Genomic DNA, 23070 nt, shown 5'->3' with positions numbered 1-23070 from the left:
CCCCCTCTGTTTAGTAGTGATAAGGTTATTGTGAAGTTGATCATATTCTACATGAATAAGAGGTGTCCACGCTATGCTTAATCATTCTACACTACTGCTTCTGCCTAATCCGCGTGAAATCACATTGTCACAGGACTCATACCGTTTCCCAATAAGCGGAAGCATTGTGCTTCCTAGTACGGGAGAGGAAAGTTCAATGCCTGCTGCACAAAAGCTGCAAGCTGTGATTAAACAAGCCTTAAATCTTCATTTGACCTTATCTATTGGCACACGTCCAACGGTCGTATCCGCTTGTATCTTTAGCTATGTGCCGTCATTATCTGAGCAGGCATACGAAATAGTTGTTGATCAGAGCGGTATCGTTGTCTCCTATAGCTCACCTGTCGGTGCCTTCTACGCAGTAGCCACTCTGAAACAAATCATTGAACAAAGCGGCAGATCTATTCCTCATCTACATATTCGCGATGAACCTGATTTTGGAGCGAGAGGGATAACCGTTGATATCAGCCGCAATAAAATTCCAAAGCAAGAAACCTTGTACCGAATTATTGACCTTATGGCCGATCTGAAGATGAACCAGCTTCAGCTATATATAGAAGGTACGCCGTTCGCGTACGAATCTTTCCCTCAAGTGTGGGAGCTTGAGACTCCAATCACAGGAGAGGAAATCCTGCTTCTAGATGCCTACTGTAAGGCGCGTTATATTGAGCTTGTTCCAAACCAGAACAGCTTTGGACATATGGAAGGCTGGCTTTCCCGTCCTGAATTCAATGCTTTAGCCGAAATTCCAGAGGGATTTATGCTTCCCAAGGAATTGTACATGGGGGATGTATATCCAGAGGGACTATTTATGCATCCCGGTACGTTTGATACCGAAGATCCTGCCGTGCTCCCTCTGCTAGAAAAAATGTTCGACGATCTGCTTCCATACTTCTCCTCTAATCAATTTAATGTAGGCTGTGATGAAACGTATGAGCTTGGTCTTGGCAAAAGCAAAGCGCTGGCTGAATCACAAGGTAAAGGTCAGATCTATATATCTTTTCTTCAGAAGATTTATGAGCTTGTTACGAAACGCGGCAAGACGATGCAATTCTGGGGTGATATTATTATCCAACATCCCGAACTGATCCCTCACCTGCCTAAAGATATTATTGCTATGGAATGGGGTTACAGTGCGGAACATCCTTTTGAGTCGGATACCCTCAAATTCCGTGAAGCAGGTATTCCTTTCTATGTCTGCCCAGGTACCAGCTCATGGAACTCCATTACAGGGCGTAGCGACAATATGTTTGCCAATCTGCGTAGTGCAGCTATTCATGGCAAAAATAATGGTTCTATCGGCTATCTCATTACCGATTGGGGTGATCACGGGCATTGGCAGCATCTCCCAATCAGCTACACTGGATATGTTTATGGTGCTGCGCTTTCCTGGAATGTAGAGAACAATCTAGATGTAGACACTGCAAAATATTTAAATACATTCATCTTCGCGGATCGTTCCGAGGGTATTGGTCAACTACTCCTTGATCTCGGCAATTACTATCAGCTTGAATCCGAGATTATTCGTTCAAATGATACGGAAATGTCCCTGCTTCTTCGTACTAATCTCGACAATTTGTTAATTGTAGAGAAACTTACCGAAGAGCATTTCAAAAATCTCGAAGAATACATGCTCTCTATCGAGGCACGTCTCTCGGGGCTTGATCTTCAATGTGATGATGCTGATCTTGTTCTTAAGGAACTGAGTAACGGAATCCATTTTGTGAAGCACGCTGTGCAGCTTGGAAGAATTAAACTGCAGCTGGCATCCGCGCCAGATTCGATTGACCCTAATCTGATTACGGAGCAAATCAATGATTTGAATGTTCTACTTCATCAATATCGCCTATTGTGGACCGAGCGCAACCGACTCGGTGGCTTAGATCAAAGTATTTGGAGACTTCTACGTCTTAGAGGTCAATACGAAGCATTGAAATCGAAGTAATTTCCTCATCCTAGCTGCAATTGGCGAGTCGAACGTTGAATTTAATGTTTCCGACTCGCTATGCGCAGCTCTTCATATTGATTTTCAAGCATTTCCCGCTCCCGCTTTTCATGCTTTTCTCTGCCGATTCCCTCTTTCATGCTTTCCTCATCCTCATAGATTTGCCACAGATCAGAGAACAAATAATCTTTGATTTCTACTGTTTTTCCATTCAATATCCCATTGGTCCAAATAAGTCCCGCAGAGGTACGCATCACAATGCGGCCGTCTGGCGTTTCAGCCTTTTGCCCCATTCGAATAGTCATAAGCATTTGTCCAAAAGTAAAGCACTCCATTCGTCCTTAAACCTCCTAAATTTTAGTTGTAATGGAATAAAGAGAAGGATATAATCAGGGCGAAAGAACCAGTTTTTTGCAATTTTATTGTAGGAGGGATGCAATGGATTGGCTAAATGATTACGAAGAAGAACTCCGCTTAGTATTTCAAGAAAGTAGAAAGATTATCTCCGAATTTCCTGAGCCTCTAAATTCACAAGGCATGTCCTATCTTGAACATTTTAACGTATTCAATGCGGAAAGCCACAAAAATTACATATGTTATCTATTACCCTTTTGGCTTCAGAAAAGCTGTGGGCTCTCAGCAGAAATTACCCGTCAAATGTCGATGGGCAATGTCTTCTTCATGCTATATTTTTTCATACAGGATGACCTGATGGACAGCAAAGAATCCTCTACATACGAAAGATTACCTTTAGCGAACCTACTCTATGTTGAATTTTTGAATATCTACAGACTTTTATTTCCGAATGACTCCTCTTTCTGGACATCGTTCAATCGTTATATCGCTCAATGGGCAGACAGTGTTAGTAATGAAACCACCAGTGATTATTTTCTTAATGATCGGATCAAGATCCCTTATAAAGCCAGTCCGCTCAAACTATCCAGTACCGCTGCCCTTCTGCTATCTGGTAAGGATTCTCTTGTACCGCAGTCTGAGGAAGTGATCGACTCTGTTCTACTTACACTGCAAATGCTTGACGACTATGAAGACTGGAACGTGGATTTATCAGAAGGCAGCTATAATTGTCTCCTCTCACTCACACGAAGCTATCTATCCACTGATAAAGCAACCACACTCACATCAAAAGAGGTCGAATTCTTCCTGTTTACAGCAAACGGACTACGTACCTATGCTGAGCTAGCGCAGGATACGCATCGCAAAGTAATGGCTTCCAGCTTAGATATACCTCATCTCCTAGCATTCCACTCCATGTTGGTGACGAACTTACAACAGATCTCAGATTCTATCGAAGCAGAAAAGCAGCTTTTACAAGGTGGAGGCTTGTTTTATTATTTGTCAAAAAATATACAATAAATCTATTATTTTGTAATAAAAAGAATAGATTTAGCACAATTGCTATGTTATATTATTAAAGGTAAATATATACATTTTGGAAAGGGTGATTATTATGTCAGAAGCAGTTCTTAGAAATCAAGTCATTCAAAAGGCATGGGAAGATCCAAGTTTTAAGCAAAGACTACTCGCAGATCCAAAAGCAGCTCTCCAAGAAGCGCTAGGCGTAATCATTCCCGACAGCGTTACCTTGAAAGCCGTTGAAGAAGGTTCAAATGAATTCTATCTTGTAATCCCACCAAGTCCATCATCAGATGTATTGAAAGCAACCGCAGCACCACGCGGTTCTTGGTAAGACAGCAGGATTAACCTCATAGGGAGTAGGAATCATCCGGAGCTTCTGCCAATGGCAGTATGGTAATGGATTCGGTTCCTACTCCTTTTTTGCTTGTAAATCTCACTTCACCTTGCATAGCTTCAATGATGCGAAAGGTGACCATCAATCCTAAACCTGTTCCTTTATTTTTTTTGGTGAAATATGGTTCTCCGAGTCGGTGCAGAACATCAGGGTCCATTCCTTCCCCGTTATCTTTGATGTGAATAATCACTTTATTATCTTCACCGTACACCGACATATAAATGAACCCTTCTTCACTGAATGATTCAATGCTGTTCTTGATAATGTTAATGAACGCCTGCTTAAATTTCGAGGAATTTCCTTTTACCCATAATTGGCCGGATACATCCAGAATCATTTTCCCTCCATTGATGTGACACAGGGGCTGCATAATACTCTCAATATGCTTGAATTCATCATATAAATTCAGACTAGAGATCGTCTCAAATTCTGGTTTAGCAAAGGTTAAGAAATCTGTAATAATATTGGATGCACGATCTAGTTCACTTAGGGCCATTGACATATAAATTTGCTCTTCGTTAACGGATTTCTCGCTAAGCAGCTGAAGAAATCCCCGGGTGACTTGTAGTGGGTTTCTTACTTCATGAGCTACGGATGCAGCAAGCTCGCTAATGATCTCCATTTTTTCCGAACGCTCCAATTCATTGTTGAAACGCTCTAGTTCTCTAGAGTAATTAACAACCTGTTGATGGTTATAGGCTAATCTTCGTTCCAGAATTACGATCAAGGAAATAATGAAAGCAACCAGCCCCCACTTCCACAAGAACAAATCATAATTCCCTTTTTGGATGTAATACCATAATAGCTCTGCAACTACAGTAAACGCAGCGGTTCCAAATCCAATGGCAAACACAATAGCATCTTTATTTCCTTTAAGAGAGAACATAACCACACATGCGATCAGCAGGATGAATTGGAGGATAAGGATAACCCCTATAATGGTGGTAGAAATAAAATAATAGAACTCAATATAGCGATTATTTGATAGGAGATTGATTAAAAGACATAACAAACAAAAAGAAGAGTAAAGCACTTGAAATTGACGAAATTTTCGAATGATACTGAATTTACCACTACCGAATAATTTCTCAAATAAAAAGGTAAGCGCTGGGAGAAGTGAAAAAAGGGCTAAGTCTAGGCAAACGTTACTAATTGGCCCCAATTTATTATAAAAGGTATAGATGAAGGGGGAGTAGGTTATAGAAAGGATTCCGGTAGCCGCTATAACCACTGCTAGTGAAGCAACACTGGAGAAATAATCTCTGTTTATGTATAGAGCACTTATAAATAGAACGATAGCCACCAGAAAAAAAGCGCAGCCCAAAATCACATCACTTAGTCCATTCTCAATATATTCATTAATTAATTGACTATGTTCACCGATCATTACACTTTTTTTAATTCCAATTCTGTCTTGCATGGTTTCTGTCCAGATATATAGTGTTTTCCCGTTATCTTCTTTACTTAAAGGCAACAGCAAAGAATAGTTATCCTTGATATATTTACGATTTTCCTCGAAGATCAAACGATCCTCCACATACACTCTCACATGAAGAGCATATAAAGTATCGATATACACCGAAGGAGACACATAACTTAAATCGGGTAAGGAAATACGGGTCCAAGAAGAGGATACTCCTGAAGGTAACTCCGGGAGTTCCTTCTTAGAATCTACGTTCATCCAGCTTTGCTGGCCTTCACTCCACGGAATCTCTTGTCCTGCATTTCCTGTTTCATCCCCCCATTTCATTTGCCACTTTGTAATTTCTTGGGATGGATTTGGGTTCGCTGCCGATACAATAATAGAGCCACAACCTATCAGGAGGAGTGAAAGGGTGATTGTAATGTGGAGTATTCTAACCATCAAGCGCATATAGGCACCTCAGAAGGAAGTTTCAGAAACAATATTCTGTGTGTTACTACTTCGCTCACTATGCTACCCTTTCCTTCTAAAAAACGGAATAATCATTAAATTCTCCTAGTTTTTTCTAGCCGTTGGCAATTTAATGATAATCTCCGTTCCTTCCCCCTTCTCACTATGAAACTCCGTTGTCCCTTCCATCGCCTCAATTATTCGGATGGTTACCATAAGTCCAAGTCCTGTTCCTTTTGTTTTATTAGAGTAATAGGGCTCACCCAATCGGGCCAGTTCACTACCATTCATCCCTTCTCCATTATCACGTACACTAATCATTACATGGGCTTCGGATTTCCAGGCCGTAACTCTAATAAGTCCATTATCCTGCAAAGCTTCGATGCTATTTTTTATAATATTAATAAACGCTTGTTTAAATTTGGCAGATGATCCAATTACGCAGAGTTCCGACTGCAGGTTGAGTTCAATGACTCCCCCTTGCAAATTCGCAAGCGGAGCGAGAATACCCGACACATGCCGTAACTCCTCGGATACATTAAGCCTCTCAATGGTCTCTAGCCCTGGCTTAGCAAAGGTAAGGAAGTCTGAGATAATAACCGTAGCTCTATCCAGTTCTGCGATAGCCATCTGCATATATTCCCTCTCCTTATAATCTGAGCGTTCTCCTAGGATCTGAAGGAAACCACGGGTTACCTGTAAAGGATTCCGTACCTCATGCGCTACAGAAGCTGCCAATTCACTTATAATCTCCATTTTCTCGGAACGCTGTAAATCATTATTAAACGTCTCAAGCTTACGAGAATATTCAACGAGTTGTTCATGGTTTCTCGTAAACCTTCTCCCCAGAATGACGATTAAGGATAATACGAAAACCATCATCCCCCACTTCCACCAATATAATTGATAGGATTCTCTGGATATGTAGTATACGATCAATTCGACAAGAGATATAAATGCAAAGATTGTAAATCCTGTAGTAAAAACAATAGCATCCCCATTGCCGCGATAAGTATGAATAAACGCTAAGCTTACCAATAATATAAATTGCACAATCATAATGATGCCTAGAATATCAGCAGTCATGAATCTATAAAAGTCTTCCAGCTGATACGACAGAAGGATATTAATAACCATTAGTGAAAGACAGAATATAGAATAAACCAATTGAAACTTACGGAATCGGGTGACGATTTGTTTTTTCCCTGAACCGAATATTTTCTCAAAATAAAAGGTTACGGATGGCAACAAGGTGTACAATGCTAAATCAAAGAATACAAGCACGATTTTCCCATAATCTCCGAGGATGATCGGCAAAAACGAAGAATACGTAACCACTATGACTCCAATGGATAAGAGAATTAACACCAACAAAAATCCGGCCGTAAAAAATCCTTTTCTCAAGAATAATGAACAAATAAACAGGACAATAGCTATAAAGATAAACGTCATCCCAATGATGATATCCATTAAGCCCTGCTTCACATAAATGGACAACAGCTCACTGTAGCGATCTACTCTTATTTCGCCTTCTATTCCTAAATCTTTGCTTCCTCCGTGTGTCCATATGTATAGTTCCTTCCCTCCATCTTCTGTGGATAAAGGAATTAGAATTTTGCTGCCGTTGAAATTGTATTTATTCTCAGAATCATATACTAACGCGTTATTCACATAAGCTTTGACGCTATTTCCATATACCTTATTAATGAATAACGCGGATTTCTCGCTCATTTGCGGCAAAGAAAACCGGAGCCACGCTGAGGATGTACCTTTTGGCGTCTCTGGTTTGTGATTATGAGGCGTTACGCGAATCCATTCATCATCTGAAGCTGCTACAGCTTCTTCGACATTCTCTGCTTCTGTATTTCCAAATCTAATCTCCCAACTTGACAGCGCAGAGTCTGATGATCCAGCACTCACTATCGCCGAACCGTAAGGCACTATTGCTGTTAGCAATAGAAATAATAGCAAAGTAGCCGCTATCTTTGGTTTTGGCAACTTCATCGTAGCACCTCAGTAATTCATTAGTTGTTTAAATGATCATATATGATTCTTAATTTCGACAACCTTCGCACTATTCCTGCCTATTCTTGTAAATTTTCTCGAAAAAAGACGTTATTTATCGGCGTTATTCCCTGATTATTTATAAAACGATTCGATCATAGGCAATCGGGTAAAGATACATATGAGAAGTCCAAATCTTAACCTACCAAGGGAGTGAACGGCTATGGAAGATACACCTAATAAAACTGAAGCCGATTTTGCATATGAGCGTTATATTCAAGCTGATATTGATGTAGAGGATGTTGTCAATGAAGATGCCGACCCCGTGTTGGTTGGCGATAAATATTTAGCGGCTGATATTGGTTTAAACCAACCTGAGGAAACACTCGAAAGAAATGACTTGCTGGAATCCGATGCATTCCTCGCCGCTGAAACGGCAGGACTAACAAGTAGCGATAATGCTGAGGACGAGGAGCTGCTAGAAATGGAAGAGGACGATCCGCCATTGGAAGATATTCCTGATGCAGATGAGGTGTATCCTGGATCCATCATCGACCCTGCTTCACCACCAGTAGATGGCATGCCTGGAACGGACGTCTTAAACGGATCACAGGGAGATTAGACTATATAAAGCCGCCGGGCTAAGATCCGGCGGCTTTATTTGTTTTTCAATATGAGCACTTTCTTCATTAATGGTTACTCTTGAGCAGCCGGTTATTCTGCTGAACGCGCTGCTGCAATTTGGGAATCCAGCTTACGGGTCTTAACCAATACCGCTGCTACAAGCAGCATCACCCCATTGATCACAAACACCCAGCGGATCTGGATAAAAGCCCCAAGTAATCCGCCTATAATAGGCCCGGCCATTGTCGCGAGTTGAGATGCCGCTTGGTTGAGACCAAAAGCACGTCCGCGAAACCCGGGCTCAATCACTTGTACAATCATTGCATTTACAGATGGAAGCACACCTGCATAGAACAAGCCATAAGCAAAACGAAGAACGGCGAATTCTACATACCCTGTAACAAAGAATTGCAGAATATTACCGATACCTCCACCGATTAATCCAATGAACAAGATCATCCCGAAGCCCTTCCGGCTTCCGATTCTCCCCCACTGAGGAGCCATTAGCACAGTAGCAATACCCACAGCGGAGAATACAATTCCTGAGCTTAGCGAGGCGCTGCTTTTGGCGATTCCCATGTCTAGCAGATGTATCGGAATAAGCGGCTCCAGAATCATAACAGAAAAGGTGCTTATCCCCGCCAGCGATAGCAAAGTCATAAATGCGCGATTGCTTCGCGCTTCCTTGATATCATCACTTACATGAGACCTCGGAGCAGATCGGTCAAAATTCTCTTCTTTAGCAAAAAAAGTAGCGATAAGTGCCGAAACGAGTACAATACCTGCTGAGAATAAAAAAGCAACCCGATTGCTTGTGTAAAAGCTCACTACACCGCCGATCAATGGACCAATGATACTACCCGTTGCTCCGGCTGTAGACATAATACTCAGCGCATAACCGGTCTTATCCTCAGGTGTGTTCGTAGCCACCATGGCTATCGCAGCCGGAACAAATCCAGCAAGCAATCCTTGTAGTACGCGCACGATCAGAAAGACGTAAGGATCATGCACGAAGTAATTAATCAGATATAAGGCTGCCAAACTGAAGCCCGAGCGAATAAGCATCGGCTTCCGACCATATTTGTCGGCGAGGGAACCCCAGTAGGGAGAAATTAAAGCGCTGGCTAGAAAGGTTATGCCAAAGCTAACCCCAGACCAAATTTCCAAATGATTCGTAACCCCAAGCTCATCACTCAAAAAAATAGAGAGGAACGGAATAGAGATCGAATACGCCGTACTACAAAAAAAGACACCCACCCAAAGCACGATCAAGTTCCGTTTCCATGAAAAGCGCATGATCTACACATCCTTTCTTGATGTTCTCGCGGAAACATTCCTATTATTGTAAACCTCTTTTGAGAATGTGCCAATCCCACATGTCATAACTGACCTTTGCATGTAAAGGGACAAAGAGGTTATTATGAGAAGTACCTACGAGATTATTCAAGAAAAAGGAGAGATTGATTAGTGAAGTCTACACGAGCAAGATCTGCTATCCTAATGGTCATGTTATGCCTGGTGATGGTTATTGCAGCAGGTTGCGGTAATAAGCCTACCAATAACAATGCCAGCAGTAATAATGGAAGCAGCAGTGGAGCAGCAGGAAATAACGCAAGCAGCGAGACAAATGCTGGCGCTAACGAAGGACTCCCTTCAGCTACAGCAAGCCACCCCATTGTGACTATTGAGATGGATAACGGAGGCATCATCAAAGCCGAGCTTTATCCTGAAGTTGCCCCTAACACTGTTAACAACTTCATCTCACTGATTCAAAAAGGATTTTATGACGGCACCATATTCCATAGAGTGATCCCTGACTTCATGATTCAGGGCGGTGACCCTGATGGCACCGGTATGGGTGGCCCAGGATATAGCATCGCTGGAGAATTCTCTGGAAACGGGTTTACTAATAACCTGTTGCATACGGAAGGTGTTCTGTCCATGGCAAGATCGCAGGCTCCAGATTCTGCCGGTTCCCAGTTCTTTATTATGGATGCAGCTTATCCTAGTCTAGATGGAAGCTATGCCGCTTTTGGTAAAGTTACCGAAGGCATGGACGTGGTTAAATCCATTGTTGGCTTGAAAACAGACAGTTCAGATCGTCCAGAAGAGCCACCAGTGATGAAGAAAGTAACCGTCGACACCCTGGGCGTCACTTACCCAGAACCACAAAAGGTACAATAACAAGCAAAAACGCCGTTGGCGTCCTTAAAGGACGCCAACGGCGTTTTTGCTTGTGAAAGACTAATTTAAGTACCTATGCAACTTATCCCCGTAGTGATCTTCTGCTAAGAGCATGTTGACCGTTACGCAAGAAAGTACTACGAGTATTTCTTAATAAGGAAATCCGCTCCTCTGCAAGCTGATTTGCCGCAACAGAAGTAGGAATTCCATTTAGACGTGAGATTTCCAGCACGCGGGTGATGTTATCGTAAATTTTTGAAACCTGCTTAAATGCACGTTCCTTATTATAACCATTCAGTTCATCCGCAATATTAATAACGCCACCAGCATTAATCACATAATCAGGAGCATACACAATGCCCATTTCGTGCAGAGTATCGCCATGATAGGCCTCTTTTAACTGATTGTTGGCTGCGCCTGCGATCACCTTCGCCTTAATTACCCGGAGGGACTCATCATTGATCGTTGCTCCGAGTGCGCATGGAGCATAGATATCACAGTCTGTACTGATAATATCTGCGGGATCGACTGCTTTGGCGCCGTAAGCCTCTACTGCACGCCCCACAGCTTCTTTATGAATATCGGTTACGATAAGCTGAGCGCCCTCTTCATGAAGATGCTTACACAGCGAAAAAGCCACATTCCCAACGCCTTGAACGGCTACAGTCTTTCCTTCGAGCGAATCACTGCCAAACGCTGCTTTGGCCGCTGCCTTCATCCCTTGGTATACGCCGTAAGCCGTCGCTGGTGACGGATTGCCCGATGAACCATAAGTAGGAGATGTACCTGTAACATAATCTGTCTCCTGATAAATAATGTTCATATCTTCTTCTGTAGTGCCAACATCCTCGGCTGTTATGTAACGTCCATTCAAGCCCTGTATGTATCTTCCAAAAGCACGGAACATCGCTTCATTCTTATCCTTCTTGGGATCCCCTATAATTACTGTTTTCCCACCGCCTAAATTTAGGCCGGATACTGCATTTTTGTACGTCATCCCTTTCGCTAATCGAAGCGCGTCAACAATCGCTTCCTCTTCTGTAGCATAGGTCCACATCCGTGTTCCACCCAGTGCGGGCCCTAATGTCGTGTCATGAATGGCGATGATTGCCTTTAATCCTGATGCTTTATCCTGACAAAATAACAGTTCCTCGTAATCGTCCTGCTCGAGTGTTGCAAACAATTCCATTCTTAATATCCCCTATCTCTTTGTTATATTCCAGATGTTGGTTGTTACTCTTACCTCTCAAAGTATTGTAGCAGAATGTGTCGTAAAACAAAAAGAACCACGTCACCCTTATAACTTTCAATGGATGACGTGGCTCTTATATGAATGCTACTGCACCGAATAGAGTGCAATTGTCAAAATGTGTTACAGCTTAGCAATTGTTTCTGTAAGAACAGGAACGATTTGCGATTTACGGGATACTACACCTCTGAGAAGTGCTTTATTGTCATCAAGCTTAACATTGTACGCCGTTTCTACTGCACCTGCAACACGACCCAGAGCCAGACCCACAGAATCGTTATTGAGGATATCTGTAACTACAAACAAAAATAGATCCAATTCTTTTTCAGCAATAATGGTAGTAAGTGCAGTTTCCAGTTCAGCTTGTTTGGAGAGAACATCATTAACATCCACCGCGTTCACTTGAGCGATTTCAACTTTGTATTCACCCATTTTGAATTCCTTTGCATCCAAGGAAATCAGTTGAGCGATACTCTTGTCGCTAAGATCAGCTCCAGCTTTCAGCATGTCGAGACCGTAGCTTTCAGCATCTACACCAGCGATTTCAGCAAGCTCACGTGCTGCAGCTACATCTTCCGCAGTGCAAGTTGGTGATTTAAACAGCAAGGAATCAGAAATGATCGCAGACAGCATCAATCCGGCGATTTCTTTAGGAATAGCAACTCCGTTTTCTTTATACAACTTGTTAAGAATAGTAGCTGTACAGCCTACTGGCTCAGCACGATAGTATAACGGATGTGCAGTCTCAAAGTTTGCGATCCGGTGATGGTCGATAACTTCAACCACGCGCACTTGATCAATGTCATTCGCACTTTGTTGGCGTTCGTTATGGTCAACAAGAATAACCTGATTTGCTTCACCAGCTACGTTCTCTACCAGACGAGGAGCAGCGACTCCGAAATGATCAAGCGCAAATTGCGTTTCACCACTAACCTCGCCCAGACGAACGGCCTCAGCATCCCAGCCCAATTCCTTTTTGAGTGCAGCATAAGCAATTGCAGAACAAATGGTATCCGTATCCGGATTTTTGTGTCCAAAAACCAAAGTTTTTTCCATTTCCAATCTCCTTACTATGTTTTAGTGAGATTAATATACCATACATTGATAGCGGCTTCCAGATTGTGTGGTTTGAAAAATGCTTTATCGGCATTCAATTAGCCTCTTCTAAGGTTGCTCACGCCCTAGTCTTTGGAAGTGGTACCGGCTTGTCCTCCCCATGCAGTGGCTCATTATCCGAGAAAAGGTCCGGATTCTCTGTCAGCATCTGGCTTAGGATATCCGTCGTTTCTACCGTCCCACATACCCTGACTAACGCGTCTCCAAAATTACCCTTGCGCATGGCACCGCCCTCTTCAAGCTCACGCTCCACCTTCCAAAAATGCTCCGACCAAGAGAGGCCACAATGTCTGCGAGAAGGCACCATGATTTCATCTCCACCCGGCGTCACCGTATATAGCTCCTCATGGGTATCCGTCATTCTGCCTGGAATATCGACCCACTCTTCAATGCCATGGATGAACGTATTCCGCCGAAGATCGACTCCCAGCAGTAAAATTTCCGCCTTTCGATCAAGTAGCTTGCCCCATGCTGAACCACGGGCGCACGGCGTATCCCAGCGTTCATCCCCCGTAGTGAACTCCTCAGCATCTGCACCTAAAGCCGCTACAGAATGTGTCGGATGCCAAGAGCGAATAACACCTGGACGTTTACGGAATAACTCCGGTAATATCCCTACACAAGATGGGGAATCTTGAACAGAGAACCTTGGATTGTCTGCATTAATATAAGCCCATGTATGAGTTGGCAATACGAGCAGTCCATCCTTCATATATTCACTGAGTACATCCAGTACTGTGTTCGCGCCTCCATCTACTTCCCCAATGCTTTTTAATGACGAATGGACCAGAATAGTCCCTTGTGGATCAAGCTTTAGCTCCTGCAATTGTTTCATCAAACTAGTTGTTGTGTGCATTGTACACTCTCCTTATGTATGAACTGGATTTTATGATGCATAAACATCTACTTGCAAAAATCGCATTTTACTATTAAAATTATAGTAACTTAATAATACTCACTAAATATTTTAAAGATCAAAATATAACTTACTCACATTTAGCATTTACACGGAGGTAATTACACATGACATTAACATTAAAAGGACTACACCACGTATCCGCAATTACAGGTAAAGCGCAAGAAAACTTTAGGTTCTATACCGAAGTACTTGGACTGCGTCTCATTAAAAAGACAGTAAACCAGGATGATATTTCAGTGTATCATTTATTCTATGGTGATGAGAAGGGTAATCCCGGAACCGAATTAACTTTCTTCGAACTCCCGATGACGGGACGCAACCGTGCAGGCAATAACAGCATCTCCGCGCTCTCCCTTCGAGTGCCAAATGATGCTGCACTTACCTATTGGGAGCAGCGTTTCACCGAGCTTAACGTAGAGCATGAAATGATTCAAACCATCGGTGGCCGCCAGGCTTTAGCCTTCCGTGATCACGAAGGGCAACGTTTCATTCTAGTATCCGACGAAAATGATAATGGTGTTGCCGGCGGCATCCCTTGGGCTAAAAGCCCGGTACCTGCTGAATATGGGATTGTTGGCCTAGGTCCTGCACATCTTACAGTAGAAAGTGCAGAGCATACGGCGGTTGTACTGGAGCAATTGCTTGGCTTCCGCCGCAAAAGCACTTATCCTTCAACCATTGCGGGCCAGCCAGATGTGATTGTATTTGAGACTGGAGAAGGCGGATCAGGTGCAGAGGTTCACCTAGAGGAACGCAATGATCTAGAGCAGGAACATTTGGGACGAGGTGGTGTGCACCATGTCGCATTCCGCGTGGATAACGAGGAGGAATTGAAGCAATGGGTCGAGCATATACGCACAGCTCAGCTTCCTAACTCCGGATTCGTGGATCGTTTCTACTTCCGCTCCCTTTACTTCCGTGAGCCTAACGGCATTCTTTTTGAGCTAGCTACAGACGGGCCAGGCTTTGCAACAGATGAGCCAATGGAAAGTTTGGGCGAATCTCTTGCACTGCCACCATTTCTGGAATCGAAACGCCAGCAAATCGAAGCTTATCTGAAGCCACTGGATACTCGGCAATAAGATTCTTCAGCTCACTTAATAAAAGGTGTGAGTCGCTGATGCGCTCACACCTTATTTTTTATTGAAGATCCGTTGTCTTGCCTACAATGTCTAAGAGCTCCGACAGAACTCGAATTTCGTATTTCGGTTGAACACCCGACGTATTCTCTTTACCGAGCGGGTTAAACCAGCAAGTATCGATCCCATAATTGATTCCGCCTTGAATATCAGACGTTAAGGAGTCCCCTACAATCAGTACTTTTTCCTTATCCGAAATCCCCAATTTGGCAAAAGCATAATCAAAAATCCCTGTCTCCGGCTTCTGACAACCAGCCTCCTCTGAAATAATGATCTGCTCAAATGTTCCACTAAGCGGTGATCCTTGGATTCTGGAAGTTTGCACTTCTTTAATTCCGTTCGTAATGATTGCTAATCGACAGCCGGCAAGCTCCTCGCACAGCTCGATCGCTCCCTGGATCAGAAAGGTTCCCTCGCCTAAGAAACGTAGATACGCTTCACTAAACGCCTCAGGATCTAGCTCCAGCGCATTCGCAGCGAATAACCGATTAAACCGTTCCACGCGTAATGCCGCAGAACTAATCTTCCCCTGCTCTAAATCACGCCACAGCGCATGATTAATCTCCTGATAACTGGCAGCATAATCCTCAGCACCTGTGGGCATCCCAACATGTAGAAATGCGTTAGATAACGCGTGACTTTCTGCCATTCCGTAATCAAACAGTGTATCGTCAGCATCGAATAAAATAACGTCGTATTTCATAAATATCCCCCAAAACTCTTTTCTCAAAAAGGTACTACAGTGATACAATCAAGTCAACTTATCAGTCAGACGACAAAAATTTACTTTTTTAAGGTAGTTTTAAGCGAATTGTGTTATTTTAAAAAGAAAACGGTGGTGAGCGTCATATTATACGTTTTATCGTTTCTAATGTCTTTTTCTATCGTCTACTTTCTAATTCCGCCGCTCGGCAGACTAGCTTTCCGACTCGATTTTGTGGACAAGCCTCGTCAGGACGTTGAGCGTAAAATTCATAGAGAGCCTATACCGCTTACGGCCAGTTACGCCATATTCATTGGATTCTTCATTACCTATCTGGTATTTGCCCGTGAATTCTCCATGGAAACCGTCGCGCTGTTTGCAGGGGGCGTACTGCTGCTGACCATAGGCACCATAGATGATTGGTACAAAACAAAAGGTAAGGATTTCCCGGCACTGCCCAAAATGATTGTGCAGGTTAGTGCGGCTGTTCTTGTTTATCTTTCGGGCAACGCATTTACAGGCTTCTACAACCCCTTCTCAGGGGATTATATCGTTCTCCCCGTTGTATTACAGTTTCTATTGACGATTATCTGGATCTTCGGCGTGACCACTGTCATTAATTTCTCGGATGGTATGGATGGTTTGGCTGGCGCCTTAACTGCGATTTCGGCCATAACACTATTTATTGTCGCGTTAACTAAAGGGCAATCCGCTTCTGCGATTATGGCAATTTCACTAGTCGGCGTTACGATTGCTTATCTACGCTATAATAAACCGCCTGCCAAAATCTTTATGGGCGACGCCGGGGCTACCTTTCTCGGTTTCATCCTTGCAGTAATCGCACTCGACGGTGCGTTTAAGCAAGCTACGGCCCTGTCGCTGTTCATCCCGATTCTGGCGCTGGGCGTTCCGATCTTCGACAATATTTTTGTCGTCGTCAAACGCTTTATCCAAGGCAAGTCCATTTATCAGGCCGACGCTACCCAGGCTCATTACCGCCTGCTTCGTGCAGGTCTGAGCCAGAAGCAAGTCGTTGCCGTGTTATGCTTGATCAGCGTTTGTCTATCGTTATCCTCTATCATCCTGTTGTTGATCGAGACTTGATGTATTATTTGCGGATTAGTATCGTACAAGAGCAACCCTATCGACTAGTCCATTGAAGTAATAAAAACGAGCAAGTTTCCAATGTGGAAACTTGCTCGTTTCTTGTTTGAAGTTCATACTTCTTCAAGCCCATAACTCTGCATCCAAACACATCATCTCATCTGTCGCTTTTTTGCGTAAACTCGGCTAACCTACGGTAAATCCCTACGATCTCCTCCATAGGCATCCTCACTAATCCACTGGAAGAGGGAGCTACAAATTCACGTACACCGTCTACCTTCGGAGGTACATCCCCTTGAAATCCCCAGTTTGCTTTAGTCCTACGGCTAAACTCTGTATATACACCTTTTCCTACAAAACAGGCGACCTGCGGGCGATACAATTCCAGCTTGGAGCGAAGCAATTCTCGGCCCTCATTATATTCCTCACGGGTAATATCGTCGATTCCCCGTGTAGGCCTGGAAACAATATTCGTAAAACCATAACCCAGCTTAAGTAGTTCCCCGTCCTCAGACGCGTCGTATAACCGAGGAGTAAGTCCTGACTGATGTAAGATTCTCCAGAAATTATTTCGCGGATTCGCGTAATGGTGCCCCACTTCACCTGAACGAATACTCGGGTTAAAGCCAATAAATACAATCTGTAATCCGTGATCTAGGTGATCTGAAATTCCATCCATGTGAGTATGCCTCCTAACCAAACGTTGTTCTAATTCTACAATGGGGTATACACATTAAGACAGGAAGCCGGAATTGGGTCCGCCAGCCATACCTCATTACCCGCACAATAAAAAGTTACACCCATTTGACCAGCGCTAATCGTATCAACAGTCAGTAGAATCAATTTCCCTCTGCGGCTTCCGGCCAGACTGGCAAAATGTGTCCCTTCGGATAAATGAACATATTGGCGTCCCATTGATTGGAGTCCCTCTTCTAAAATAACTGAGAGAACGCCAGTATGAGTTCCGTGATAAAGCGTAGATGGCGGAGTTCCCGGATCATAGGAAATTTTGGTATGACTATGCCCGTACCGAGCTTTGATTCGATCTCCATTGATTTCAAATCGTTGCTTCTCGCAGCTGGCAACCACTTGCTGAATATCTCCCACAGTCACCTCAGACCATCTAGGAGCTTTCACAAGCACGGACAACAAATCGTCCAACGTACAGGAACCATCCTCAGGATCCAAAATAAGGCCATACTGCTCTGGAGTATGCCGGAGCAATTTAGTCATAAATTTGCTTAACGACACTTCTGTAGCATTGCTTAACATTATATTTCCACCTCAATTCATAACTCATTTCTATTCTATTCTCTACAGCCGTGGATCTACAGGATCAGACTCCAAAGACAGCGCAGCAAGCACACATTCATGTACGCGTTCTATCGGCTCTTTACGAATAAAACGTTCCACCGATTCCCGGCTAAGCGCACATTCCATTAAGGCATTTCGCTCTTTTTTGCTTGTTTTGCGCTGCTTGAGGCGTACAAGATTGTCCGGCTGTAAATAATCTATTCCATAGATAATATGCAGATATTTACGCCCTCTCACCTTGAGTGCAGGCTGAACCAGTTTATCTCCATTACGTGTTATAAATGTTTCCGGTTTGATAACAATCCCTTCATGCCCATCCTCCGTCATCTCTTCCCACCAACGGATTATCTGTTCCTCGTCCGCTTCATTACAAACCGTGCGGTATTCAGTCTCCATAAATAAAGGTGACAACTCCGCTAGTTCACGATTATGCTCCATATGCCAAAGATGGCTGTGCTCAAAGAAAGTTTGTCCGCTATGCGCAAGCGTGTGGAAGGGAGCAATCTTAATCCCCTCTAATCCACTAACGTCCCAGCAATACTTTTGGAAAGCTTCCTTAAAAAGATGAGCATTCTGGAGCTTCTCCTCCATTTCCTGTATCCACGAGGTAACATCTCGCCCTGATCTTTCAGCCTCACGCAGCTTCTCCAAAAGATGCTCCCGATCTAACAGTGCAGCTTCAGCCACATGTGCATATTGGGAGGAAATCAGCTCACGCGCTTTCAAGTTCCACGGTACGATCTCCGCATCTAGGAGCAGCAAATCGGTGTTATTTTTCGCAAAATAATTCGCCTGCACGAGATCCGCGTTCAGCCTACGTAACACTTCAGATTCAGTATCCCTGTCAAAAAAAGCTCGGCCTGTACGTGTATAAATCGTGCCTAACGACGGCCTGCCCACATACGATAATGCCGCCTCTTCATCCCGGAATAACAATAGAATGGCCCGGCTGCCCATATGTTTTTTCTCCGCGATCATTGTCTTCACACCTTGTGCACGGAAATAAGCAAAAGCTTCACGCGGATGCTCCAGATAGTTCTCATCTATAGACACTGAAGGCGGCGGACTCATGGTCGGTGGAATATATACCAGTTCCTCTAGTGGAACCGTAAAGTGGGAGACCGTGTCTATAGCCGCTTTAACGAACTCTCCGCGCACCGTTATCTCACCGTAAAGGTCAGACTGGACTGAGTAGCCCTCCACGAATTTGCGCAGGTTAGGTGGTGAGAATCTTCCCCGCTCCCAACGAATTAACGGACTGTCGGGATCACCTGCATAATCGCGTTTTGCTTTAACACTAACGAATTTCCCTTCAGGGTAACGGTACGCAGTTAAAGATCCGCCAAATACAGCGCCTTGGTCGATGTTCACTGTATTTTTCACCACGGTTGGAAAAGGTCTAGGATCATGCCCCCAGACGATAATCTCTCCAGATTCGTGTTCGACATACCATTCTTTCCTTACAGGTGCACCCTTGCCATCCATTCCATCAGTGTCCCCATATCGGCAGAAGTCCTGAATCCGTTTGGACTGCTTGCCGATAAATTCATCGCGAATGCCGGCATGGGTAACTACGACCCGCCGCACGCCATTGCGGCCAAACAACAAGTGGCTAGGCGCGGACAACAGAAACTGTTTAAGCTCATCCCTAAGCCTTTTTGCTTCCTCATCGCCTGCTTCTAGCGCAAATGCCTCCAGCTCGGCGACGATATTCTCGTCTCCGTGGCTTAATGTAACTTTGCGGCCATCCAGGTAGCGGGCGATTTTCCAGCCATGGTTGCTGTCGATCATGCGGGCGATTCCAGCATCTACATGCTTTTTCCAAAACCTCATCGTCTTCAGCGATTCCGGACCCCGGCTCATCACATCCCCCACAGAAATTAACTGCCTACCCTCGGGGTGTCTGTACAACCCTTGCTCGTCTTCCTTATATTCCAATCTTTCGAGTAGCTCGATCATCTCTTCATAACAACCATGAATGTCGCCGATTAAATCAAGTCCTTTATCGATTTCAACCCAAAGCGGGTTCTGCTTACGTTCAAAAAGTACTGACTCCGTATTTTTCAAAAAATAAGTCGAGGCAAAGCCCTCGTCCTTAACACTCCATAGCGAACGCTTGAACTGTCCATATTGTTGCTTGACGCGCTGGCGTCCTCGTGGATGCTCACGCTGTACATCCCGCTCCAGCAGCGTTTCCTCTGGAACATCGAGCACCCAAGCCAGACATGGAACATTATACTTATCTGCTAAATCTAAATATTGCTTACGGTATTCCTCTTGCAGATGTGTAGCATCCACCACCGTCAGTTTTCCAAGTCGGCAGCGCATGGCAATGACTGAATTCATTGCTTCAAATGCTAAACTTGAGAGCAGCTGATAATCATTAAAAATAATATCTGCTTCTTCGCGGGGACGATTCTTCCAATCCATAAAATCAGTGTCGCCAAGCATGCTACGGAAATCATCCGATGAGACGATTTCTGTCTGCAACAACGTGCCTTCATCTACTAATCTACGCAGTAAAGTACTTTTGCCGCTATTGGAGGGACCCACCAATACAATAATTCCTGCATGCGGAAAAAGAATGGTTCGTTGCTTTTCTTTTTTCTCTTCTGTAGTCATTACACTGCTCCCTCCTTCCTAAATATCGCCATCTGCGTCGGGTATCCAAAAGCGTCAGAACCCTCGCCAATTCCTTTAAAATCAACCGAATAATCAAAGGAGCTCGTCCAGCGCATACACCACTCGGAGAACTCTGCTCGTCCCCATTCAAAACGGTGATCACTATGCCGCATTTCTTCCGATTCCATCTCATACACCTCGTTATACTCCTTGTTCGGTGTAGTCAGGATCAATACCTTAGGACTATATTCCGCCAGAATAGTCTCCATCACTCGAGCCAGCCTATATTCGTCGATATGCTCAATAACCTCACATAGAATCATAATATCCTTGTTCCGCAGCGATTCATCGAAGTAGAACAAAGAACCTGTAACAGGCGTCGGCACGGTAACTCCTTCTCGGTCTTCAAGCTTAGAGAAGCGGTCTATTGCGCGTAGCTGTGCGTTTGCGGAAGGCTCAACCGCCCAGATCTGCTTAACGCCCGGCACACTTCCGAGCCTTGCCGAAAGTTTTCCTTCGCCGGAACCAAAGTCAACAATACTACTCTTGAAAGCCAACCCTTCTACTGTTTCTGCAATCGCCGCATAACGCAGATCATTTAATCTAATTTTAGGCTCAGCTGAAACCTCAGCAGGAGTAACAGCCACCTTTTCAGAAGAAGGGGTGGATTTCTCACCATCAAATTGCTTAATAAGATTAGCAAATCGTAGTGACCGCTTGAGAATTAACGCACGCAACGGATGACTATCCAACCAGCCTTCGCCATAACGCCTGATTTTTTCAATCTCATCATCACTGATAAAATAATGCTTATCATCATCTAATGCCGGAATCAGAATGAACAGTTGACGAAGGGCCGTTTGCAGCGTCTGTTCTCCCCGCAGCCTAATGTATCGTGCAGAACTGCGGCTTTTTAAATCAAAAGAATACACTGCATCTCCTCTTTCAAGCTCAAGCTCGTAGCCAAGTGCATGAAACAGTTCCTCAATCGTGTGATCAGGCAGGTTCGATGCTACTGGGCCAAAGGACAGCTCCAATTGAAATTTGTGATCTACCCAAGGCAAAAATACTTCCTTAGGCTTTCCATTAAGAGCTGTACCTAGCGCTGGACGGATATAAGAGCAGAACCGGCTGCTCGTAACAAACTCCCGATCGTTAATATATTGTGTGATGTCATTATGAGCTGTATTTCCTTTAACTAGAGCTATTGGATCTGGTGTGACATAGATAACGGCCGCTGTCTCTTCGTCGGAAGCTGCAGTGAATACTATACGCACTCTAGCTTCTTTATCGCTCCTGTCATATAAATTATGCGGGTTTTTAGCCAGCAGATGGGACAACATCCCTGCTCCTGACCCCGTCGCCTTGATAATCAAATGCATAAGCTTCATCTCTCCTTAATTAACAATTATTGAATTGTGAACTTACCAGTTCCATTGCCCCGTTTCTCCCCAGACCTCTATCAGTGCTGATCGGAACAAGATATCTAACGCTTCATCCATAACACCAACACTCTGTTCAAAAGCAGAAGCAACCGCCTCGTAATGAGCAATTCTCTCCTCCAAATAAGTATTGATAACATCCAAGCGCGGCTCCAGATATAGTTCATCACCGGACATTTTACGAGATAACAGGTTCTGCACGGCTTCCTGTAATTCTGAACCTTGTGGAATCAAATCCTGTACAAGCACATTAAAATCGAGCGGAGGCACTTCGTTGTATTTTTCAATCCAAGCGCATGCTAAGAGTGGTCTTAATACGTAAAAATATTTCTTGATTTTAACCTCACTGCCTTGCAGATAATCCCGGTAATTTCCTCGCGCCATGTTCAAATAGTGGTAAATGCATGATTTTGGTGAAAAGCTTTGTGGCGAGAGTTCACGGATACTTTCGGCTACAGCGTATTTTTCTTCATAGCGAATCGGTGATTCTAACCATTCCAGTAGAGGCAGATTAGATTTCCGAAATAGATTAAGCCCCTTCTTCAAGTCCCAACCGTTAATATCAAGCATGTCACTGATCGGCCGTTCTATTACATCCCTGTGCTCAAAAATAGATAAATATGCCTCAGGTCTTCGTATGTATAAGAATCTAACATCATAATCACTATCTTTGGATGGAAATCCCCAAGCCCGGCTCCCCGATTCACACGCATACAAAATGCGGACTTGTTCTTCAGATTCAATGGTCCGAAGCTGCTGAATGATCGATTGATGTATTTCCGACATATTAACCCCTCCCTTAAACCTTCTAAATATGCAAAAAAGACCATGGACTCCATCGTCCATGGCCGGGCTTCACCTAAATACAGAACTCCTTACCGGTTAATATAGCATTGTTGATTCACCGGAAATGAATACACTGATTCTAAGGCTGACCTGTAAGCCAAGGTAACAGATGGACGCAAATATGGATAAGCATTATACGATGGCTGATTATTCATATTGTTATTCATCTGTCCTTA

General features: G+C 43.9%; 20 protein-coding genes. 7 read left to right on the top strand and 13 right to left on the bottom strand.

Annotation, left to right across the window (positions count from 1 at the left end):
- The first annotated feature begins 73 nt into the window (after positions 1 to 73).
- Positions 74 to 1984 carry a family 20 glycosylhydrolase gene (locus tag MKY99_RS04730; RefSeq protein WP_339268988.1) on the top strand — a complete coding sequence of 637 codons (1911 nt, stop codon included), beginning with the start codon at positions 74 to 76 and terminating at the stop codon, positions 1982 to 1984.
- 41 nt (positions 1985 to 2025) lie between these two features.
- On the opposite strand, the gene MKY99_RS04725 is transcribed toward MKY99_RS04730, so the two are convergent.
- Positions 2026 to 2319 carry a hypothetical protein gene (locus MKY99_RS04725; protein ID WP_339268986.1) on the bottom strand — a complete coding sequence of 98 codons (294 nt, stop codon included), beginning with the start codon at positions 2317 to 2319 and terminating at the stop codon, positions 2026 to 2028.
- Between the two features lie 103 nt (positions 2320 to 2422).
- Here MKY99_RS04725 and MKY99_RS04720 point away from each other — a divergent pair, with 103 nt between their 5' ends.
- Together MKY99_RS04720 and MKY99_RS04715 are read left to right on the top strand one after the other, a co-directional pair.
- Positions 2423 to 3358 (top strand): hypothetical protein, encoded by a 936-nt coding sequence (locus tag MKY99_RS04720; protein ID WP_339268984.1) that lies wholly within the window; start codon positions 2423 to 2425, stop codon positions 3356 to 3358.
- A gap of 94 nt (positions 3359 to 3452) precedes the next feature.
- A complete protein-coding gene (locus tag MKY99_RS04715; protein ID WP_170880314.1) occupies positions 3453 to 3692 on the top strand; it encodes an NHLP leader peptide family RiPP precursor in 240 nt (79 codons plus the stop codon).
- A 16-nt stretch (positions 3693 to 3708) separates the two neighbouring features.
- On the opposite strand, the gene MKY99_RS04710 is transcribed toward MKY99_RS04715, so the two are convergent.
- On the bottom strand, positions 3709 to 5619 hold the full coding sequence (locus MKY99_RS04710) for a HAMP domain-containing sensor histidine kinase (protein ID WP_256716275.1): 1911 nt from the start codon (positions 5617 to 5619) through the stop codon (positions 3709 to 3711).
- A gap of 114 nt (positions 5620 to 5733) precedes the next feature.
- On the bottom strand, positions 5734 to 7632 hold the full coding sequence (locus MKY99_RS04705) for an ATP-binding protein (RefSeq protein ID WP_339268982.1): 1899 nt from the start codon (positions 7630 to 7632) through the stop codon (positions 5734 to 5736).
- A 223-nt stretch (positions 7633 to 7855) separates the two neighbouring features.
- Between MKY99_RS04705 and MKY99_RS04700 the strand changes: the two genes are divergently transcribed.
- On the top strand, positions 7856 to 8254 hold the full coding sequence (locus MKY99_RS04700; RefSeq protein ID WP_339268980.1) for a hypothetical protein: 399 nt from the start codon (positions 7856 to 7858) through the stop codon (positions 8252 to 8254).
- Between the two features lie 92 nt (positions 8255 to 8346).
- Here the strand turns inward: MKY99_RS04700 and MKY99_RS04695 are convergent, their stop codons facing one another.
- Positions 8347 to 9552, bottom strand: coding sequence for an MFS transporter (locus tag MKY99_RS04695; protein ID WP_076283887.1), 1206 nt, complete (start codon positions 9550 to 9552; stop codon positions 8347 to 8349).
- A 204-nt stretch (positions 9553 to 9756) separates the two neighbouring features.
- On the opposite strand from MKY99_RS04695, the gene MKY99_RS04690 reads away from it, so the two are divergent.
- On the top strand, positions 9757 to 10440 hold the full coding sequence (locus tag MKY99_RS04690; RefSeq protein ID WP_076299216.1) for a peptidylprolyl isomerase: 684 nt from the start codon (positions 9757 to 9759) through the stop codon (positions 10438 to 10440).
- A gap of 82 nt (positions 10441 to 10522) precedes the next feature.
- Here the strand turns inward: MKY99_RS04690 and MKY99_RS04685 are convergent, their stop codons facing one another.
- The 3 genes from MKY99_RS04685 to MKY99_RS04675 form a co-directional block, all read right to left on the bottom strand.
- Positions 10523 to 11629 carry a Glu/Leu/Phe/Val dehydrogenase gene (locus tag MKY99_RS04685; protein ID WP_042185141.1) on the bottom strand — a complete coding sequence of 369 codons (1107 nt, stop codon included), beginning with the start codon at positions 11627 to 11629 and terminating at the stop codon, positions 10523 to 10525.
- 183 nt (positions 11630 to 11812) lie between these two features.
- Positions 11813 to 12745 (bottom strand): manganese-dependent inorganic pyrophosphatase, encoded by a 933-nt coding sequence (locus tag MKY99_RS04680; protein ID WP_339268977.1) that lies wholly within the window; start codon positions 12743 to 12745, stop codon positions 11813 to 11815.
- A gap of 118 nt (positions 12746 to 12863) precedes the next feature.
- Positions 12864 to 13661 carry an AAC(3) family N-acetyltransferase gene (locus MKY99_RS04675; RefSeq protein ID WP_339268975.1) on the bottom strand — a complete coding sequence of 266 codons (798 nt, stop codon included), beginning with the start codon at positions 13659 to 13661 and terminating at the stop codon, positions 12864 to 12866.
- A gap of 167 nt (positions 13662 to 13828) precedes the next feature.
- Between MKY99_RS04675 and MKY99_RS04670 the strand changes: the two genes are divergently transcribed.
- Positions 13829 to 14806 carry a ring-cleaving dioxygenase gene (locus tag MKY99_RS04670; protein WP_339268973.1) on the top strand — a complete coding sequence of 326 codons (978 nt, stop codon included), beginning with the start codon at positions 13829 to 13831 and terminating at the stop codon, positions 14804 to 14806.
- Between the two features lie 58 nt (positions 14807 to 14864).
- Here the strand turns inward: MKY99_RS04670 and MKY99_RS04665 are convergent, their stop codons facing one another.
- A complete protein-coding gene (locus MKY99_RS04665) occupies positions 14865 to 15566 on the bottom strand; it encodes a YjjG family noncanonical pyrimidine nucleotidase (RefSeq protein WP_339268971.1) in 702 nt (233 codons plus the stop codon).
- Positions 15567 to 15734: 168 nt separating this feature from the next.
- Here MKY99_RS04665 and MKY99_RS04660 point away from each other — a divergent pair, with 168 nt between their 5' ends.
- The gene (locus MKY99_RS04660; protein WP_234534597.1) at positions 15735 to 16670 is read left to right on the top strand and encodes an MraY family glycosyltransferase; all 936 of its coding nucleotides are present in this window, start codon (positions 15735 to 15737) and stop codon (positions 16668 to 16670) included.
- Between the two features lie 157 nt (positions 16671 to 16827).
- Here MKY99_RS04660 and MKY99_RS04655 read toward each other — a convergent pair whose 3' ends face one another.
- The 5 genes from MKY99_RS04655 to MKY99_RS04635 are packed head-to-tail and all read right to left on the bottom strand — an operon-like array spanning position 16828 to position 22834.
- Positions 16828 to 17349, bottom strand: coding sequence for a mismatch-specific DNA-glycosylase (locus MKY99_RS04655; protein ID WP_339268969.1), 522 nt, complete (start codon positions 17347 to 17349; stop codon positions 16828 to 16830).
- Between the two features lie 35 nt (positions 17350 to 17384).
- Positions 17385 to 17942: an RNA 2'-phosphotransferase gene (locus MKY99_RS04650; protein ID WP_339268967.1), complete on the bottom strand. Its 558-nt coding sequence runs from the start codon at positions 17940 to 17942 to the stop codon at positions 17385 to 17387.
- 42 nt (positions 17943 to 17984) lie between these two features.
- Positions 17985 to 20606 (bottom strand): polynucleotide kinase-phosphatase, encoded by a 2622-nt coding sequence (locus MKY99_RS04645; protein WP_339268964.1) that lies wholly within the window; start codon positions 20604 to 20606, stop codon positions 17985 to 17987.
- Positions 20606 to 21988, bottom strand: coding sequence for a 3' terminal RNA ribose 2'-O-methyltransferase Hen1 (locus MKY99_RS04640; protein ID WP_339268962.1), 1383 nt, complete (start codon positions 21986 to 21988; stop codon positions 20606 to 20608). The genes MKY99_RS04645 and MKY99_RS04640 overlap by 1 nt, the downstream gene beginning before the upstream one ends.
- A 42-nt stretch (positions 21989 to 22030) precedes the next feature.
- Positions 22031 to 22834: a nucleotidyltransferase domain-containing protein gene (locus tag MKY99_RS04635; protein WP_339268960.1), complete on the bottom strand. Its 804-nt coding sequence runs from the start codon at positions 22832 to 22834 to the stop codon at positions 22031 to 22033.
- Positions 22835 to 23070 lie beyond the last annotated feature (236 nt).

The sequence above is a fragment of the Paenibacillus sp. FSL R5-0470 genome (genome assembly GCF_037975205.1).
In the GTDB taxonomy this organism is placed as follows: Bacteria; Bacillota; Bacilli; order Paenibacillales; family Paenibacillaceae; genus Paenibacillus_AQ.
This window is presented reverse-complemented; position numbering and strand designations above follow the sequence as displayed.

Coding starts and splice junctions, on each gene's coding strand:
- MKY99_RS04670 (WP_339268973.1), top strand. CDS start 13,829: ATGACATTAACATTAAAAGGACTACACCACGTATCCGCAATTACAGGT.
- MKY99_RS04715 (WP_170880314.1), top strand. CDS start 3,453: ATGTCAGAAGCAGTTCTTAGAAATCAAGTCATTCAAAAGGCATGGGAA.
- MKY99_RS04675 (WP_339268975.1), bottom strand. CDS start 13,661: ATGCACACAACAACTAGTTTGATGAAACAATTGCAGGAGCTAAAGCTT.
- MKY99_RS04640 (WP_339268962.1), bottom strand. CDS start 21,988: ATGCATTTGATTATCAAGGCGACGGGGTCAGGAGCAGGGATGTTGTCC.
- MKY99_RS04695 (WP_076283887.1), bottom strand. CDS start 9,552: ATGCGCTTTTCATGGAAACGGAACTTGATCGTGCTTTGGGTGGGTGTC.
- MKY99_RS04730 (WP_339268988.1), top strand. CDS start 74: ATGCTTAATCATTCTACACTACTGCTTCTGCCTAATCCGCGTGAAATC.
- MKY99_RS04705 (WP_339268982.1), bottom strand. CDS start 7,632: ATGAAGTTGCCAAAACCAAAGATAGCGGCTACTTTGCTATTATTTCTA.
- MKY99_RS04710 (WP_256716275.1), bottom strand. CDS start 5,619: ATGGTTAGAATACTCCACATTACAATCACCCTTTCACTCCTCCTGATA.
- MKY99_RS04690 (WP_076299216.1), top strand. CDS start 9,757: ATGGTCATGTTATGCCTGGTGATGGTTATTGCAGCAGGTTGCGGTAAT.
- MKY99_RS04700 (WP_339268980.1), top strand. CDS start 7,856: ATGGAAGATACACCTAATAAAACTGAAGCCGATTTTGCATATGAGCGT.
- MKY99_RS04645 (WP_339268964.1), bottom strand. CDS start 20,606: ATGACTACAGAAGAGAAAAAAGAAAAGCAACGAACCATTCTTTTTCCG.
- MKY99_RS04650 (WP_339268967.1), bottom strand. CDS start 17,942: ATGTTAAGCAATGCTACAGAAGTGTCGTTAAGCAAATTTATGACTAAA.
- MKY99_RS04660 (WP_234534597.1), top strand. CDS start 15,735: ATGTCTTTTTCTATCGTCTACTTTCTAATTCCGCCGCTCGGCAGACTA.
- MKY99_RS04665 (WP_339268971.1), bottom strand. CDS start 15,566: ATGAAATACGACGTTATTTTATTCGATGCTGACGATACACTGTTTGAT.
- MKY99_RS04680 (WP_339268977.1), bottom strand. CDS start 12,745: ATGGAAAAAACTTTGGTTTTTGGACACAAAAATCCGGATACGGATACC.
- MKY99_RS04725 (WP_339268986.1), bottom strand. CDS start 2,319: ATGGAGTGCTTTACTTTTGGACAAATGCTTATGACTATTCGAATGGGG.
- MKY99_RS04720 (WP_339268984.1), top strand. CDS start 2,423: ATGGATTGGCTAAATGATTACGAAGAAGAACTCCGCTTAGTATTTCAA.
- MKY99_RS04685 (WP_042185141.1), bottom strand. CDS start 11,629: ATGGAATTGTTTGCAACACTCGAGCAGGACGATTACGAGGAACTGTTA.
- MKY99_RS04655 (WP_339268969.1), bottom strand. CDS start 17,349: ATGGATGGAATTTCAGATCACCTAGATCACGGATTACAGATTGTATTT.
- MKY99_RS04635 (WP_339268960.1), bottom strand. CDS start 22,834: ATGTCGGAAATACATCAATCGATCATTCAGCAGCTTCGGACCATTGAA.